The sequence below is a fragment of the Agromyces cerinus genome, from assembly GCF_016907835.1.
GTDB classification, from domain to species: Bacteria; Actinomycetota; Actinomycetes; order Actinomycetales; family Microbacteriaceae; genus Agromyces; species Agromyces nitratus.
The window spans coordinates 3,942,351-3,958,945 of sequence record NZ_JAFBCT010000001.1; the positions used below are offsets into that span (position 1 = coordinate 3,942,351).

Annotated in this window: 14 protein-coding genes; 3 read left to right on the top strand and 11 right to left on the bottom strand. The window is 70.1% G+C overall.

Features of this window, described 5'->3' with window-relative positions:
* Window positions 1-10: 10 nt before the first annotated feature.
* Genes JOE59_RS18420 through JOE59_RS18440 form a run of 5 tightly spaced genes read right to left on the bottom strand, consistent with a single transcriptional unit; the run spans window position 11 to window position 5,890 of the window.
* Window positions 11-1,078 carry a hypothetical protein gene (locus JOE59_RS18420; protein ID WP_204463160.1) on the bottom strand — a complete coding sequence of 356 codons (1,068 nt, stop codon included), beginning with the start codon at window positions 1,076-1,078 and terminating at the stop codon, window positions 11-13.
* A gap of 41 nt (window positions 1,079-1,119) precedes the next feature.
* On the bottom strand, window positions 1,120-1,824 hold the full coding sequence (locus JOE59_RS18425) for an ABC transporter ATP-binding protein (protein WP_204463161.1): 705 nt from the start codon (window positions 1,822-1,824) through the stop codon (window positions 1,120-1,122).
* Complete coding sequence (locus JOE59_RS18430; RefSeq protein ID WP_204463162.1) at window positions 1,821-3,815, bottom strand: branched-chain amino acid ABC transporter ATP-binding protein/permease; 1,995 nt, start codon at window positions 3,813-3,815, stop codon at window positions 1,821-1,823. The genes JOE59_RS18425 and JOE59_RS18430 overlap by 4 nt, the downstream gene beginning before the upstream one ends.
* Before the next feature lies 1 nt (window position 3,816).
* Window positions 3,817-4,686, bottom strand: coding sequence for a branched-chain amino acid ABC transporter permease (locus tag JOE59_RS18435; protein ID WP_204463163.1), 870 nt, complete (start codon window positions 4,684-4,686; stop codon window positions 3,817-3,819).
* A gap of 10 nt (window positions 4,687-4,696) precedes the next feature.
* Window positions 4,697-5,890: an ABC transporter substrate-binding protein gene (locus JOE59_RS18440; protein ID WP_204463164.1), complete on the bottom strand. Its 1,194-nt coding sequence runs from the start codon at window positions 5,888-5,890 to the stop codon at window positions 4,697-4,699.
* A gap of 231 nt (window positions 5,891-6,121) precedes the next feature.
* On the opposite strand from JOE59_RS18440, the gene JOE59_RS18445 reads away from it, so the two are divergent.
* Window positions 6,122-6,964, top strand: coding sequence for a sulfurtransferase (locus tag JOE59_RS18445; RefSeq protein WP_204463165.1), 843 nt, complete (start codon window positions 6,122-6,124; stop codon window positions 6,962-6,964).
* A gap of 4 nt (window positions 6,965-6,968) precedes the next feature.
* Here JOE59_RS18445 and JOE59_RS18450 read toward each other — a convergent pair whose 3' ends face one another.
* The 3 genes from JOE59_RS18450 to JOE59_RS18460 form a co-directional block, all read right to left on the bottom strand.
* On the bottom strand, window positions 6,969-7,745 hold the full coding sequence (locus JOE59_RS18450; RefSeq protein WP_204463166.1) for a helix-turn-helix domain-containing protein: 777 nt from the start codon (window positions 7,743-7,745) through the stop codon (window positions 6,969-6,971).
* A 4-nt stretch (window positions 7,746-7,749) separates the two neighbouring features.
* Window positions 7,750-8,571, bottom strand: a complete 822-nt coding sequence (locus JOE59_RS18455) for an alpha/beta fold hydrolase (RefSeq protein WP_239560400.1) — start codon at window positions 8,569-8,571, stop codon at window positions 7,750-7,752.
* A gap of 70 nt (window positions 8,572-8,641) precedes the next feature.
* A complete protein-coding gene (locus JOE59_RS18460) occupies window positions 8,642-9,457 on the bottom strand; it encodes a class I SAM-dependent methyltransferase (RefSeq protein ID WP_204463167.1) in 816 nt (271 codons plus the stop codon).
* 291 nt (window positions 9,458-9,748) lie between these two features.
* On the opposite strand from JOE59_RS18460, the gene JOE59_RS18465 reads away from it, so the two are divergent.
* Window positions 9,749-10,711, top strand: a complete 963-nt coding sequence (locus tag JOE59_RS18465) for an FKBP-type peptidyl-prolyl cis-trans isomerase (protein ID WP_204463168.1) — start codon at window positions 9,749-9,751, stop codon at window positions 10,709-10,711.
* A gap of 58 nt (window positions 10,712-10,769) precedes the next feature.
* Here JOE59_RS18465 and JOE59_RS18470 read toward each other — a convergent pair whose 3' ends face one another.
* Window positions 10,770-11,666 carry an energy-coupling factor transporter transmembrane component T family protein gene (locus JOE59_RS18470; RefSeq protein WP_374191134.1) on the bottom strand — a complete coding sequence of 299 codons (897 nt, stop codon included), beginning with the start codon at window positions 11,664-11,666 and terminating at the stop codon, window positions 10,770-10,772.
* On the bottom strand, window positions 11,663-13,453 hold the full coding sequence (locus JOE59_RS18475) for an ABC transporter ATP-binding protein (protein ID WP_204463169.1): 1,791 nt from the start codon (window positions 13,451-13,453) through the stop codon (window positions 11,663-11,665). Before JOE59_RS18475 ends, JOE59_RS18470 begins: the two co-directional genes overlap by 4 nt.
* Window positions 13,454-13,666: 213 nt before the next feature.
* Here JOE59_RS18475 and JOE59_RS18480 point away from each other — a divergent pair, with 213 nt between their 5' ends.
* Window positions 13,667-14,083 (top strand): transferase, encoded by a 417-nt coding sequence (locus JOE59_RS18480; RefSeq protein WP_179551228.1) that lies wholly within the window; start codon window positions 13,667-13,669, stop codon window positions 14,081-14,083.
* Between the two features lie 91 nt (window positions 14,084-14,174).
* On the opposite strand, the gene JOE59_RS18485 is transcribed toward JOE59_RS18480, so the two are convergent.
* Entirely contained in the window at window positions 14,175-16,541 is a 2,367-nt protein-coding gene (locus JOE59_RS18485) for an arylsulfatase (protein ID WP_204463170.1), read from the bottom strand.
* Window positions 16,542-16,595: the final 54 nt, after the last annotated feature.

Here is a 16,595-nt window from a genome sequence, read left to right on the forward strand (position 1 = left end):
GGATGCCGGGTCAGGGCGTGTCGCAGCGCCCATCGGGCGGCATGCCGACGCGCTTCCGCCAGTCGGTCCACAGCCCGGCGCTCACCGGGTCATCGGGGTCGGGGGCGCAGTCCGAGGCGTTGATCCGAGCGGCCCCGATCACGACACTCAGTCCGACGGCGTCAGCGGGCACCGCGTCTGCGAAGTCGAGCATGATGGACCACCTCGCCGTCTCGCGGAACCGGCTCTCCCACTCGCCGGGTGCGAGTTCGTCGGGCGAGAGGTCGGTGAGACGGATCGCCACCGCCAACTCCTGCGGTTCGGGTGCCTCGCCGTCGTAGGGTTGCGTGGGCGTCAGCCACTCGAACTTGAACACGGATCCGCCCAGGGGTCGGGCCCGATCGAAGGGCGCCTGGAACGCGGCGACCTGCTCGATCTGCTCGTTCGGCATGGGGAGATCGACCCAGGTCGCCCCGCCGGGGAGGATCCCACCGGGACGGAGCTCGATCGACGTCTCGGATGCCGCATGAGCAGGCTGGCGCTCGTACTCGTCGTTGAACGCGGCGACGAGCGCGGCCTGCTGCTCGGGGGAGTACGAACCGTCGACCCGCACGGTCCGCCGGAACCCGGGCTCGTCTGCCCGCCAGTCGTGCTCGAGCACGACGTGGACTCGCTCGAAGTCGTCGACGAGCGCTCGCCACCGCTCGGCTTCGAAGACGGCGGTGCGATCGTCGACGCCGGTGCCGATCTCGAACCTCGGCACACGGTCGTACTCGCCGATCGCCTCGACCATGAGTGTGGTCTCGTTCTCGGAGCGTCCGCCCGCGGAATGCTCATTCCAGACCCGCACCACCTCCACGTACTGGTCGTCCTCCGCGTTCGGCTCCATGGTGACCCTGGCATCCCATCCGAAATCCGAGGTGACGCCGTTGCCGTTCACGGTCGCGCTCGCGAACTTCACACCGGGGAGTCCGAACAGCGCGCGCTGGACACCGGCTGCCGCGCTCTCCGGACCCCAGGAGCACGCCGTCAGCAGCGAGAGCGAGACCGCGGCGATGATCCCGGTCGCGGTGATGCGGATCTTGGTCCGTGTGCCCATGACCCGGAAGCCTAACCGCCGCGGTGCCGCTCAGCCGACGGTCACGCCGCCGCACCGCCGAGGTAGGCGTTGCGCACCTCGGGCAGCTCGACGAGCTCGGCCGGCGTGCCCTCGAGCACGACCCGGCCGCGCTGCATGACGACCGCGCGATCGGCGATGCCGAACGAGGCGCGCACGTTCTGCTCGACGAGCAGCACCGCCATGCCGCGCCCGCGCAGCTCGGTCAGCACCTTCATGATCTCGGCGACGACCTTCGGCGCCAGGCCGATCGACGGCTCGTCGAGCATGATCGCCTTGGGCGCGGCCATGAGGCCCCGACCGATCGCGACCATCTGCTGCTCACCGCCCGAGAGCGTGCCCGCCGCCTGCCCGAGCCGCGGCTGCAGCCGCGGGAAGAGCTCGAGCACGGCGGCGAGGTCGCCCTTGCCGCCGCGGCTCCACGCGCCGAGCATGAGGTTGTCGCGCACCGAGAGCGTCGGGAAGCAGAGGCGGTTCTCGGGCACGTGGGTGAGCCCGAGTGCCGCCATCTTCTCGGTCGGCCTGCCCGTGATGTCGACGCCGTCGATCGTGACGGTGCCGGCGGTCGGTCGGATCAGGCCGTTGAGCGCCCGCAGGAGCGTCGTCTTGCCTGCGCCGTTGGAGCCGACCACGGTCACGATCTCGCCGGGTGCGACCGAGAGGCTCACCTCGTGCAGGATCGCGAGTTTACCGTAGCCCGCATCGAGGCGGTCGACTGCGAGGGTCATGACTGGTCCTCCAGTTCCTTCAGCTCGGCCTCGGCCTCTTCGGCATCGGTGCCGAGGTAGGCGACGATGACCGCCGGATCGTTGCGCACCGATTCGGGATCGCCGTGCGCGATGAGCACGCCGTCGTCGAGCACCGCGACCGAGTCCGCGAGCGCCATCACCTGGGCGACGTCGTGCTCGACGAGCACGATCGTGAGCCCGGCGTCGCGCAGTGACCGCAGCAGTTGCGCGAGCAGTTCGCGCTCGCTGCCCGAGAGCCCCGCCATGGGTTCGTCGAGCAGCAGCAGCGCGGGCTCGGCGGCGAGCGCCCGGCACACCTCCATCATGCGCTGGCGGCCGAACGGCAGATCGCCGGCGGCGAGGCCCGCGACGTCGCCGAGGCGCATCGAGTCGAGGATGTCGTGCGCGATCTCCTCGTGCGCGTACTGCTCGCGGCCCTGCAGCCCGAACATGCCGCGGAGGATGCCGGCCCGGCCCTTGCGGTAGCGGCCCATGTAGACGTTGCCGACGACATCGGTCGACGAGAACACCTGCAGGTTCTGGAACGTGCGGGTCAGCCCGGCCTCTGCTCCGACGTGCGGCTTGCGGCCCTGGATCTCCTCGCCGAGGAATCGCACCGTGCCCGACGTGGGCGCGATCGCCCCCGTGATCATGTTGAAGCATGTCGTCTTGCCCGCGCCGTTCGGACCGATGAGGCCCATGATCTGCCCGGCGGGCACCGTGAGGGTCACATCGTCGACGGCGACCACGCCGCCGTAGCGCTTCGTGAGCCCCGACACCTCGAGGATCGGCTCGCCGACGGCCACCGGCGTCGACACGGTCGGAATCCGGGCATCGGATGCCGCGGCATCCGTGACCTCGTCGAGGCCTGCGCCGGCCGGGTTCTCACCCGGCAGGCCGCCGAACGCGCGGGTGGCCACGTCGCCCGAGCCGCCGTCGGCGTCAGCAGCGGGGGAGGGCTTCGTCGAGCCATCCGCTCGCCGCCTCGTGATCGCCGCCCATGCCGACTTCACGACCTGGTAGAGCCCGCCCGGCAGCAGGATGATCACGAGGATCAGCACGAGGCCGTAGCCGATGAGCTGCACCTCGCCCGTCGCGCCGGGGATGATCGCGGGAATCAGGTCGCGCAGCCCCTCGGAGAGGAGTTCCACGATGAACGCGCCGGCGACCGCGCCCCAGACCGAGCCGAGCCCGCCGAGCACGACCATCAGCAGCAGCTCGACCGAGACGTGGAACTCGGCGACCTGCGGCGAGACGATCTGCACCTGGTAGGCGTAGAAGACACCGCCGAGGCCCGCGAAGCCCGCCGAGAGGGTGAAGACCTTCACGCGCAGTGCGTACGTGTTCACGCCGAGCGACTCGGCCGCGAGTTCGGAGTCGTTGACCGCCGAGAGCGCCCGGCCCGCCCGCGAGCGGGTGAGGTTCAGTGCGAGCACGAGGCCGATGAGCACGAACGGCGCGACGAACCAGAAGAACAGCCCGTTGTTGTCGATCGGCACGCCGAAGACCTCGGGCCGGCCGTAGCCGTAGATGCCCGTCGTGCGGCCGGTGAACTCCCACTCGCGCACGGCGATCATGACGATGAAGCCGAGCCCGAGCGTCGCGAGCGCGAGGTAGTGGCCGCGCAGGCGCAGCATCGGCAGACCGATGAGGAGCGCCGCGAGCATGGCCGCGACGACCCCGCCGACCGCAGCGACGGGGCCGGGCATCTCGAACTTCTGCAGCAGGATCGCGTGCGTGTACGCGCCGATCGCGAAGAATGCCGCCTGGCCGAGGCTCACCTGCCCGGCGAGGCCCATGAGCAGCGACAGGCCGATCGCGGGCAGCGCGAAGATCATCGAGAAGACCGCGATGTTCATCATCGACGAACTCGCCGTGAACGGGATGATCGCGATGACCACCGCGAACGCCGCGACGCCGAGGATCGTGCCGCGGTTGTTGGGCCAGAAGCCCGTCTTCGACCGCAGTGCGGCCTTGTTCAGGTACGACATCTCAGACCCTCACGGCGTTCGGGCGCAGCACGAGGCCGGCCGGTCGGATGATCAGCACGATGATGAGGATGAAGAACGCGACCGCATCCTTCCAGCCGGATGCCACGTAGCCCGCGACGTACGACTCGATGATGCCGAGCAGCAGGGCGCCGACGATCGCCGCCCGGAACGAGACGAGCCCGCCGAGCACCGCCGCGACGAACCCCTTGAGGCCGAGCAGCAGGCCGCCCGACCAGATCGAGAGGTAGATCGGCGAGGAGACCACGCCCGCTGTCGCGCCCACGAATCCGGCGATCGCGAAGGCGATGACGGAGGCCGCCGCCGGCGAGATGCCGACGATGCGGGCTGCGACCGGCTGTTCGGCGCTGGCGCGCAGCGCCTTGCCCCAGCGGGTCTTCTCGTAGAAGAGCAGCACGCCGCCGCCGACGACCACGAGGGCGCCGAGCATCCAGAGCTCCTGCGAGCGGATGCTGACGCCGCCGAGGGTGAGGTCACTGCCGGGGAAGGCGGGCAGGCGCTTGGCCTCCGCGCCCCAGATGAGGAGCATGATCGCCTGCAGCAGCGTCGAGACGCCGAGGGTCAGGATGATCGAGACGAGCGTCGTGAGGTTCTTCACGCGCGAGATGACGAGCCGCTCGATGAGCACCGAGGCGAGCGTCACCGAGATGAGCGCGATGAGGATGGCGACGGGCAGCGGCAGGCCGGCCGTGACGAGCGAGATGCTGCCAAGACCGGCCAGCGTCGCATAGTCGCCCTGGGCGATGTTCACGACGTGCCGCACCGTGTAGGTGGCGATGAGGCCGACGGCGAGCAGGGCGTACACAGACCCCTGTGAGAGCCCTGCCACCGTCAGCTGGAGGAAGTCGATCAACGGGTGCTGCCTACTCTTCGAGGAGGGTCCAGCGGCCGCCCTCGGCGAGCGCCATGATGAGCGCGTCCGCGGTGAGGCCCGAGTGGTTCTCGGGGGTCATCGTGAAGATGCCCGAGATGCCGACGAGGTCGGTCGTCGACTCGATCGCGTCGCGGAGCGCCTCGGGGTCGGTGCCTGCCGACTCGAGCGCCTTCGTGCCGACCAGCCACGCGTCGTACGCGTGACCGGCGAAGCTCGAGGGAGAGCTGCCGAACTCCTCGGAGTAGTCGGCGATGAACTGGTCGATGACCGGCTTCTGCGGGTCGTCGTCGCTGAGCTCATCGGCGACGAGCAGGCGGCCCATCGGGGCGATGACGCCGTCGGCTGCGGGGCCCGCGGCCTCGAAGAACGCGTCGTTGGCGACACCGTGCGACTGGTAGACCGGCTTGTTCACGCCGAGCTGCACGTAGGCGGCCTGCGCGAGGCCGGCCGACGGGGTGATGCCCCAGATGATGACGGCGTCGGCGTCGGCGGCACGAATGTTCGTCATCTGCGCGGTGAAGTCGGTCGCGCTGGGCTCGAAGGCCTCGGTGGCCGTGAGGGTGATGCCGCGCTCCTCGCCGAGCTCGGTGATGATGTCGGCGATGCCCTCGCCGAAGCCGGTGGCGTCGCGCACGAGCGCGATCTTGGTGTAGCCCTTCGAGGCGGCGTCGTCGAGGATGCGCTCGAGCACGACGAGGTCGTTCTGCGCGGTCTTGAAGACCCACTCGGAGCCGTCGACGATGGCGGCGTTCGCGGCGACCGAGATGGTCGGCACCTGCGCGGCCTCGACGAGGGGGCGCATCGCGAGCGAGGGGCCGGTGCGCGAGGAGCCGATGATGAGGTCGACGTCGTCGTTCTCGATGAGCTGCGTGGTGGCCTTGGCGGCGCCGTCTTCGGTGGACTGGTTGTCCTTGATGATGAGCTCGACCTCGCGGCCGTCGATGCCGCCGTCGGCGTTCAGCTGCTCGGCGAGCATGTTGAGGGTGTTCTGCTCGGGAACGCCGAGGTTCGCGCCGACACCCGTGATGTCGAGCACGGCGCCGATCTTGATGGGGCCCTCTTCGGAGGCCGCCTCACCGCCGGAATCGCCGCCGAAGTTCGAGGCGCCGCAACCGGTGAGGGCGAGTGCGATGGATGCCGCGACTGCGGCGGGAACGAGCAGACGGCGCTGCGCACGGTGCATGGGATGAACTCTCCTTTGAGCCCTCGCGGGTTCTCGTCATCGAGTAGGGATTCATGACCGACCATTCGGTCACTATTTCAATGCTCTCGAAGATACGTCGCGTGGTGAGGCCTTGGCAAGTGATCGTGATGCAACGGAGACACGGATGTTGCGTGCAGATTGTCTGTTCCGACCATCTCGACAGCGAGCGCAGCGTGCGTTTCGCCCTCGGCGGCGAGGCAGGATGGAGGCATGCCGATCCTCATCACCGCCGACGACCTCGCCGCTCGCCTCGCCTCGGGGGAGCGCACCGTCGTGCTCGACGTGCGCTGGTCGCTCGCCGAGCCCGACGGCACCGAGGCGTACCGCGCCGGCCACATCCCGGGCGCCGTCTACGTCGACCTCGACCACGAGCTCGCCGACCACGACGTGACCGGTGAGGGGCGGCATCCGCTGCCGACCGAGGCGGCCTTCACCGGAGCGATGCGACGCTGGGGCGTTCGTGACGGCGACACCGTCGTCGTGATGGACGACCTCGGCAACCAGTCCTCCGCGCGGGCGTGGTGGCTGCTGCGGCATGCAGGCGTCGCCGACGTGCGGATGCTCGACGGCGGTCTGGCGGCATGGCGGGCGGCGGGACATCCGCTCGAGGTCGGCGACGTCGTGCCCGAGCCCGGTGACGCCACGGCGCACTTCGGCGCGATGCCGGCGATCGACATCGACGGGGCCGCCGCGTTCCCGGCCACTGGCGTGCTGCTCGATGCCCGCGGTGCGCCGCGCTATCGCGGCGAGGTCGAGCCCATCGACCCGCGGGCCGGGCACATCCCCGGCGCTCGGTCCGCTCCGAGCGGCGAGAACCTCGAGGCCGACGGCCGCTTCAAATCGGCCGAAGCGTTGCGCGAGCATTTCGCAGGCGTCGGTGCGATCGGGGGAGTGCCCGTCGCCGCGTACTGCGGCTCCGGCGTCACCGCGGCGCACGAGGTCGCCGCCCTCGCGATCGCGGGCATCGACGCGGCGCTCTACCCCGGATCGTGGAGCCAGTGGTCGAACGACGAGACCCGCCCCGTCGCCACGGGCGCCTCGCCGGTCGAGTAGCGGGTCACTCGCGCGGCACGGGCACGCCCGCGGCCCGGAGCCTGGCCTCGGTGAGCGCGGTCAGCCTGGTCGAGATCGGCGCCTGAACCTCGCCGTGGGTGTTGATCAGCGCGTACTTGGTCGACGCGTCGATCCAGGCGCGCATGATGTCGGGATCCCCCATGAGGGACGGGTTGGCGAGGTAGAGGTCGGCCGTGGCGATCGCGAGTTCCTCGATGCGCGGGTCGTCCTGGTCCCATCCCTCCGCCTCCCAGCTGCGCTTCGTCAGTTCGACGTAGCCGGCGTCGTCGAGCCGCAGCTCGAGCTGGGTCAGGAAGCCGTCGAAGCCGCCCGGCAGCAGCGCCCGGGCCAGCACCAGGCCTTCGCGTTGACCGGCGACGTACTCGGCGTCGAACCCGAGATCGCGCATCCTGTCGAGCACCGCGCAGGCGCGATCGGGCAGCAGCGCCCGGTCGCCGTCGGCGAGCCGGTGCAGCGTGTCGCGGCGCGCGATCAGATCCGTGATCCGATCGTTCAACCGGCGCTCGACGTCGGCGATGGCGGCCGTGAACCGCCCGGCGTCGGCGTCGAGCAGTTCACCGATCTCGGCGAGCGGCACACCGGCGGTCGCCAGGGTTCGAACCTGGACCAGCCGCAGCAGCTCGTCCGATCCGTAGCGACGGTACCCGGAGCTGTCTCGTCGGGGTTCGTCGACCAGCCCGAGCCGGTGGTAATGCCGCACGGTCTTCACCGTGACGTCGGCGTATGCCGCCGCCTGCCCGATCGCGAGTCCGCCCATCATGCGGTCAACGACCCTTCCGCTCGAGGGCGGCGACCTCGCGCACGGCTTCCGCGACGGCGGGGGAGTCCTTTCGCAGGATGCTCCCGTGGTTGCTCGAGACCTTCGCGCTCACCTTCAGGTTCGGGTTACGGGCCAGCACCGGGTCGAGGGCCTTGCGCATCTGCTCCTGCAGGTCATCGCGGCTGCCGACGGCTTCGCCGGAGGCGACGACATAGCGGACGGGCACGGTCAGGCTGTCGAGGATCGGGCCGACTGCGGCGTGCAGCAGGTGCGACTCGATGGCGAGATCCGCATGCGTCTCGGCGGAGAACCTCGCCGCCAGACCCATCGGCCGAACCAACGGCATCATCGGCTTCATCCGGCGGAACACCGTCCTGATCTCCTCGTGGCCGGCTTCGTCGGTCCAGCCGACGGGGTACGGGCCGTCGACGCCCACCACGCCCAGCGCGCGTGCCGGGTTCCTGCTGGCCCAGTGCACGCCCAGCAGTGCTCCGTACGACCAGCCCACCAGCAGGGGCCGGTCGACGCCCCTCGCTTCGAGGACGGCGTCGATGTCGCGCATGCACGCCTCGAACGAGTAGTCGGCCGCGAGCTTCGACTTCCCGCGGGCCCGTTCGTCGAAGGTGATGTGGCGATAGCCGGGCCCGAGGTCGGTGGTGACGCGTCGCCAGTGCCGCTTCGAGGCGTACGAGCCGTTCAGGTAGACCACGGGGATGCCGGGTCCGCCGGTGTCGGTGACCGCCAGTGCCGTGTCTTCGAACGGCACCATGCCGGTCCAGGTCGTGTCGGCGAACTTCTTGGAATCAGTGGAATTCGTTGTGTTCATGTCGTCAGCGTGCACCCTGACCTCGGGTCAAGGTCAACACGTGATTCCGACATGTTCGAGATCGGCACGCCTACGCCGGGCGCTGACCGATCGCGATGAGCGTCGTCACGTCGATGGAGGTCACGTCGCGCGCCTTCACCGCCGCGAGGTAGCGCTTCCGCACCTTCTCGACCGCGGGAGCGCCGAGGCCGCCGAGCATGAAGCGCAACGCCGTGCCTTCGACGAGCAGCCACAACAGCTCGGGCGTCAGATCGAGGTGCCGTTGCACGGTGTGCGCCCGCACGCCCGCGAGGCCGAGCCCCGTGAGCCACTGCGCGAGACTGCCCGCCGTGTCGATCGACTCGAGACCCGCCGCGCGAGGCACCGCGGCATCGAGTGAAGCTCCGCCATCGGGCAGCGCCTCGGCGAGCAGCTCGGGAAGCGGATCGAACGCGCCCCCCGCCCACACCGTGATCGCGACCCGACCGCCCGGCCGTGCGCGTTCGATCAGGTGACGCGTGTCGGCGTCGAGGTCGGGGAAGTGGAAGACGCCGAGCACGCACTGCACGAGGTCGTACCCGGTGGGCTCCCACGTCGTGACGTCGGCGACGTGCAGCCGGAGCTGCGGCATCCGCTCGCCCGCTCGCTCGCGCGCCGCATCGACGAGCGGTTCGGCGAAGTCGACCGCGTCGACGACACCGCCGGGTCCCACCAGCTCGGCCGTCGGCAGTGCGGATGCGCCGTCGCCGCAGCAGGCGTCGAGCACGACCTCGTCGAACCGCGGGTGCGCGCGCGCCACCGCCGCGGTCGAGATCGGATTCCACAGCGCGTCGTCGAGCTCGATGGATGCCGCGGCCGCAGCCGCGAATCCTCCAGCGAGATCAGGTTCCCCCAACTTGTCCCCCATCCGCCCATTGTGGCCCTGATCGGCCGCAAAGGCGCGGATTCCGGCGGCTCGCCTGTGATGTGGCGCTGGATCGGCTGGGCCGCAAAGGCGCGGATTCCGGCGGCTCGCCTGCGATGTGGCGCTGGATCGGCTGGGCCGCAAAGGCGCGGATTCCGGCGGCTCGCCTGTGATGTGGCGTGGCGATGTCGCGCGCAGATCGTGCGGATTCCGTGACCATGGACTCAGGCAATCGAAAGCCGAACGGTGCAGACTGGAGGGATTCCAACCCTGATCGAATCGAGTCGTCCTCCCATGAACCGTGCCATGCGCCGTGCCGCGCCCCTCGCGCTCGCCTCCGCGACCGCCCTGCTCCTCGCCGGTTGCGCCACCGGTTCGGAGCCCGAAGCGACGAAGACGCCCGACGCCGCCGCGGAGTGCATGGACGTCACGTCCGGGGACCTCAGTGACGGCGTGAAGGTCGAGGGCGAGTTCGCAGGAACCCCGACCGCGACGTTCACCACTCCGCTCGAGGCCGACGAGCTCGAGCGCACGATCGCCATCGAGGGCGACGGCGACGAGACCGCCTCGGGCGACCAGATGAACGTCGTCGTGACGGCCTTCTCGGGCACGAGCGGCGAGACGCTGTTCTCGCAGCCGACCACGATCAAGGTCGGCGACGAGCAGGTCTACGAATCGTTCCGCGCGGGCATCGACTGCGTGCCCGTGGGATCGCGCTCCGTGATCGTCGCCCCGGCCGCGACGCTCTACGGCGAAGAGGGCAACGAGACCATCGGCGTCGCCGCCGGCGAGACCGTCGTCATCGTCGTCGACGTCGTCGAGGAGAAGAAGCCGCTGAAGCCCGCCGAGTGGACCGAGAACGTTCCCGAGGTCAAGTTCGGCGCCGAGGGCGAGCCGCCCACGGTCACCCTGCCCGACACCGAGCCGTCGACCGAGCTGCAGATGAAGGTGCTCGAAGAGGGCGACGGCGACGAGGTGAAGGAGGGCGACAGCGTCACCGTGCAGTACCAGGGCATCAGCTGGACCACTGGCGAGATCTTCGACCAGAGCTACACCCGTGGTTCGGCGTCGACGTTCACGACCGACGGCGTCATCCAGGGCTTCGGCGCTGCACTGGTCGGCCAGAAGGTCGGCACCAAGCTCATCGTCACGATCCCGCCGGAGTACGCGTACGGCACGGATGCCGCGGCGCACCAGCTCGGCGGGCAGACCCTCGTCTTCCTCGTGGAGATCGAGGGCACTGAAGCCGTGAAGTAGCAGCTGCTCGCACGAAGGGCCGGACGGGAGACCGTCCGGCCCTTCGTCGTATCCGTGCTCAGCGAGCCCAGGTCAGTACGGCGATGACGATGCTCACCGCGAGGAAGCACGCCACGAACACCGTGTCGCGCACTCGCCACGGCGAGAGGTGCCGCTCGGTGCGGGTGCGGTGCGCGCCGAAGGCGCGGGCGTCCATCGCGAGGGCGACGCGCTCGGCGTGCCGGATCGCCGAGGCGAGCAGCGGCACGATGTAGCCGAGCGCACGTCGCACGGCCGCGACCGGCCCGCGCCCGACATCGGTTCCCCGCACCCGGTGGGCGGCCCTGATGATCTCGAGCTCGTGGCCGAAACGCGGCACGAAGCGCAGCGCGGCGAGCGCCGTGTAGCCGAGGCGGTAGGGCACGCGCAGGTTCTGCACCATCGAGCGCACGAACTCGGTGCCGGTCGACGTGACGCCCGCGATGAGCGAGAGCAGCAGGATCGCGAGGATGCGGAGACCGGTGGCGAAGCCCACGACGTAGGCCGCGAGCGTGAAGTCCCAGTCGCCGATCGACACGAGGGTGACGGATGCCGCGGGGTGGCCGGCCACGCTCGACGGGTCGATCCACACGCCGAAGGTGACGCCGAGCACGAGTGCGGCGATCGGGATGCCGAGGAGCAGTGCCGCGATCGCTCGGCCCGACAGTCGAGCGCCGATGAGCAGCACGGCCGCCGCGAACACGATGAACGCGAGCGGGAGCGCGATGCCCCGACTGAACATGACGATGACCATGACCGGCACCGGTGCGGCGAGCTTCGCGAGCGGGTTCAGGGCGTACAGGAAACGCGATGGGCGTTGCGTGCGGTGCTCGGCGAAGGGGTCGACGGCATCGGATGCCGCGTGGGACTCCCGCCCGTCGGCAGGCGTCGCGGGCACGTCGGGCGTGACGGCGCCGCCCCCGCCGGACGCGATCACGATGCGCCCTTCGAGGAGACCGGCAGCTGCGACATCCGGGTGATCGAATGCCAGGCTGGGTGCCGCGCGAGGCCGCGGGTGGCCCGGGCGAGCGGAGGGTGGCGCAGCCCCGCCTGCTCGACGAGCGGGCCGGCGAGCACCTCGACCGTGGGGCCGACACCGAGGAGGCGCCCGCTGTCCATCACGGCGATGTGGCTCGCGTAGTCGGCGACGAGCTGCAGGTCGTGGGTGACGACGAGCACGGTGGTGCCGTCGTCGTTGAGGCCCCGCAGCATGTCGAGCAGCTCGGAGGCGCGCGCCCGGTCCTGCCCGAACGTCGGTTCGTCGAGCGCGAGCACGGGTGCGCCGGCGATGAGCGCCGTGCCGACGGAGAGACGCCGCTTCTGGCCGCCCGAGAGCAGGAACGGATGCTGGGCGCGCAACGACTCGAGGCCGAACCGCGCCAGCATGGCCTCCACGCGCGGCTCGGCGTCGGCCTCGGAGACGCCCTGCAGGTGCAGGCCCTGGGCGAGTTCCTCCGCCACGGTCGGAGCGATGAACTGGTGCTCGGGGTTCTGGAAGACGAAGCCGATGCGCCGGGCGCGCTCGCGGGCGGCGCAGCGCGCCGGATCGACGCCGAGCACGTCGACGGTGCCGCGGGGTGCGGGGATCACGCCGGCGAGCGCCTGCAGCAGCGAGGTCTTGCCCGCGCCGTTCGTGCCGACGATCGCGAGGAAGTCGCCCGCCGTCACATCGAGGTCGACGCCCTCGACGACGATCGGGCCGCGGCGCCCGCCGCGGCGCACCGAGAGGTCGCGGGCGCGGATCGCGGTCTCGCCGATGACGGCGATCGCGCCGGTTGACCCCGTGGCCGGGCCGATCGAGAGGGTCGGTCGCGGCGAGAGCGCGGTCGAGCGCACGGGCGACGACTCGCTGAGCGGGGCGGGCAGTGACGGCAGGGCGTCGAGGGCGGCGGCGAGCTCGGCCGGCGTGAGGGGGAGCGGGTCGAGCACGACGCCGGCATCGCGCAGCCGCATCGCCGCGAGCGTCGAGACCGGCAGCCAGACCCCGAGGGCGACGAGTTCGTCGGCGCGTTCGCGCAACACCTCGCGGGCGGGCCCGTCGATCACGAGACGCCCGCTCGCGTCGAGCACGATCACCCGGTCGACGAGGTCGACGGCCGCGTCGAGGTTGTGCTCGACGAGCACGACGGCGTGGTCGCGAACGCTGGCGAGTTCGCGGAGCACCGCGTAGACCTCGTCGATGCCGGCGGGGTCGAGGTTCGCCGTCGGTTCGTCGAGCACGAGCACCGGGGCGGCCATCGCGAGTGCGCAGGCGATCGCGAGCCGCTGGCGCCCGCCGCCGGAGAGCGTGTCGGGGTTCTCCGCGCGGCGGTCCCAGAGGCCGACGAGCTTCAGCGCGCGCTCGGCGCGTTCGAGCACCTCGGATGCCTCGACGAGCTGGTTCTCGGGAGCGAAGCACACCTCGTCGAGCACCGTGCCGGTGACGATCTGCGCGTCTGGGTCTTGGAAGACCATCGCGACGTGCTCGCTCAGCACGCCGACGGGATGCTCGCTCGTGTCGAGGCCGGCCACGAGCACGGTGCCCTCGAGGGCGGCGGGCACGGCGTGCGGCACGAGCCCGTCGAGCGCGAGGGTGAGCGTCGACTTGCCGCACCCGCTCGGGCCGAGGATCAGCACCACCTCGCCTCGGGCGACCTGGAACGAGACGTCGACGGGGGTCGCGACATCCGCGCCCTCGTGGCGGATGCTCACGCGGTCGAGGTCGAGCAGGGGTGCTGGGGGCATGGCTGGGCCTGGGCGAGGGTGACGTGGTCGGACGGCCCGCGACGCGGCATCCGTAGTGCTTAGGAAAGCCTAACCTCGCACACTGCATGTTCCCATTCGGTGTTCACGGTGCTGTGGGTCGTGCTCCCGCCACCGGGGTCGGGAATTCCCCGGTCAGCTGGGGTGTTGTACCAGTGTTCGGGTGTGGAGTCACCACCCCGGAAGGAGGAGAACGTGGGCATCAGTTACGTCGAGTTCGAGGACGAAGCCGGGATCCTGCGTCGCTACCGCAAGCACGTGAACGGCCGGGGCCTCGTGGCCACGACGGCCAAGGTCGACCCGACCGCGTTCGTCGACCCGACGGCCTATGTCGACTCGGGCGCCGAAGTGCAGCGCGGCGCCCAGATCGGCCCGGGCGGCTGGGTCGAGGGCGACGCCATCGTCGCCGAGCGCGCCGTCGTGGGCGTCAACGCGCACATCGGTCGCCGTGCGGTCGTCGGACGCAACGCGGTCGTCGGCCCCTACGCGAGCATCGGTCGCGATGCGAAGGTGCAGAACGGAGCGCGCGTGCCGCGCGAACTCACGATCGCCGACGGCGACGAGTATCGCGCCTCGGGCGACGACCTGCGCCGGCTCGGCCTCGCGGCCTGACCTCTGCCGGTTGAGCCTGTCGAAACCGAGCTCGAATCCTGCGGGTTGAGCCTGTCGAAACCCAGGTCTCGACAGGCTCGACCAACAGACGCTACTGGCGCGCCATCGCCACCCGCAGGCGTTCCTCCGGGTCGATCAGGTGGTCGTGGTCGTCGTCGCCGGTGTCGATCTGCACCCAGTGGATCTTGCCGGTGAACCGGCTCGACTGCGGTGTGTAATCGGGGCTGACCGCCGTGCCGGATTCGTAGCCCACATCGGTCGTCTCGTCGGCGGAGAAGACCATCGGCTGTGTGGCGCCGACTCGGCCGGTGCCCACGGCCTCGCCGTCGTAGTACAGCGTGACGCCCCCGCCCTTGGCGAGCCCGCCGCCATCGTAGGCGAACTCCATGCGCACCTGGTGGTTCCCGGCCGGGATCGGCGTCTCGGCCTCGGTCTCGAACGAATGGATGCCGAGCACGTTGTAGACAAACTTCAGCTTCCCGCCGCTCACGAAGACGCTCCACCCGCCGAAGCGGCCGCCCTGGGCGATGATCACTCCCTCGGCCCCGCCCTCGGGCACGTCGACCTCGGCGGTGACCGAGAACGACTTGTTCTTGATGCTGACGACGCTGTTCTCCGAGAGCCGCCCCATGCCGGCGAAGAACAGCTGGGAGCTCCCGTGGATCAGGGTCGGCCGGCCCGCGATCTCGGGGTTGAGTCGATCGGCGGTGCGGTCGTCGAGCGGCAGCACGTTGTACTTGACCGCTTCGATGAGCCAGAGCCGCTGCAGCTCGTGCAGGCGCTCAGGCTGCTCGGCCGACAGGTCGCGAGCCTGGCTGAAGTCGCCGCTGCCGTCGTAGAGCTCCCACACGTCGTCGTCGAATGCGACCGTCGCGCCGCCGACCATGACCCACGGAGTGCGGTGCTTCGTGACCGCGCTCCACCCCTTGTGGTAGATGCCGCGGTTGCCGAACATCTCGAAGTACTGCAGCTCGTGACGCTCGGGGGTATCGGGTTCGTTGAAGGAGTAGAGCATGCTCGTGCCCTCCATGGGCGACTGCATCACGCCGTTCACCATCGTCGGCTCGGGCAGCCCGGCCGCCTCGAGGATTGTGGGCGCGACGTCGATGACATGCGTGAACTGCGACCGCACGCCGCCCTGCTCTGTGATGCCCTTCGGCCAGTGCAGGATCGTGCCGTTGCGGGTGCCGCCCCAGTGCGATGCGACCTGCTTGGTCCACTGCAGCGGCGAGTTCATCGCCCAGGCCCAGCCGACCGCGTAGTGGTTGTACGAGCTCGGCGTGCCGAACTCGTCCATCTTCGAGACCATGAACTCGGGCGTCTCCAGGGCAGCCATGCCGTTGAAGTTGGCCATCTCGTTGAAGGCCCCGTTGACGGTGCCCTCGGCCGATGCCCCGTTGTCGCCGATGATGTAGTAGATGATCGTGTTCTCGAGCACGCCGAGGTCTTCGATGGCATCGATCACGCGGCCGACGTGGTGATCGGTGTGCTCGAGGAAACCGGCGTACACCTCCATCTGGCGCTCGAGCACTGGCTTGAGCTCGTCGGACATGTCGTCCCACGCGGGGATCTCGTCGTGTCGCGGGGTGAGTTCGGCATCGGCGGGGATGACGCCGAGCTCCTTCTGCCGCGCGAACGTCGCCTCGCGCTGCGCGTCCCAGCCGCCAGCGAAGGCGCCCTTGTACTTGTCGGACCACTCGCTCGGCACGTGGTGCGGGGCGTGCGTCGCGCCGGGGGCGAAGTACATGAAGAACGGCTTGTCTGGCATCAGCGCCTTCTGGGTGCGGACCCAACTGACGGCGTGATCGGCGAGGTCTTCGGTGAGGTGGTATCCCTCTTCAGCCGTTGCGGGCGGCTCGACCGGAGTCGTGCCGTTGTACAGTGCGGGCTCGTACTGGTTGTTCTCACCGCCGATGAAGCCGTAGAACGTCTCGAAACCACCGCCGCCCGACGGCCAGGCGTCGAAGGGACCCATCGGCGACGACTGCCACACCGGTACCTCATGGCATTTGCCGAACTGCGCGGTCGAATACCCGTTGAGCTTCAGGGTCATCGCGAGCGGCGCCTTCGTGTTCGGCTTCAGCGAGCTGTTGCCCGGTGCCGAGGTCGCGGTCTCGGTGATGCTGCCCATGCCGACCGAGTGGTGGTTGCGCCCGCTGAGCATGGCAGCACGGGTCGGCGCGCACAGGGCGGTCGTGTGGAAGCGGTTGTACTTCAGCCCGCCTGCGGCCAACCGCTCGGCGTTCGGTGTCGCGCACGGCCCGCCGAAGGCGCTTGCTGCGCCGAAGCCGACGTCGTCGAGCAGGATCACGAGCACGTTCGGAGCCCCGTCGGGTGGCATCAGCGGCTCGATCGGTGGATACGAGGTGGCCGGATCCTTCGCGTCGTAGGTCGTGAGCCCGTGCGGCGGCCGGTCGGGGATCGGCAGCATCGTGCGGGCGTGGCGATCTGGCTTCATGACTTCCCCTATGTCGAGCGGATGCGGCATCCTCCGACGCCGTCGTCGAGGTCG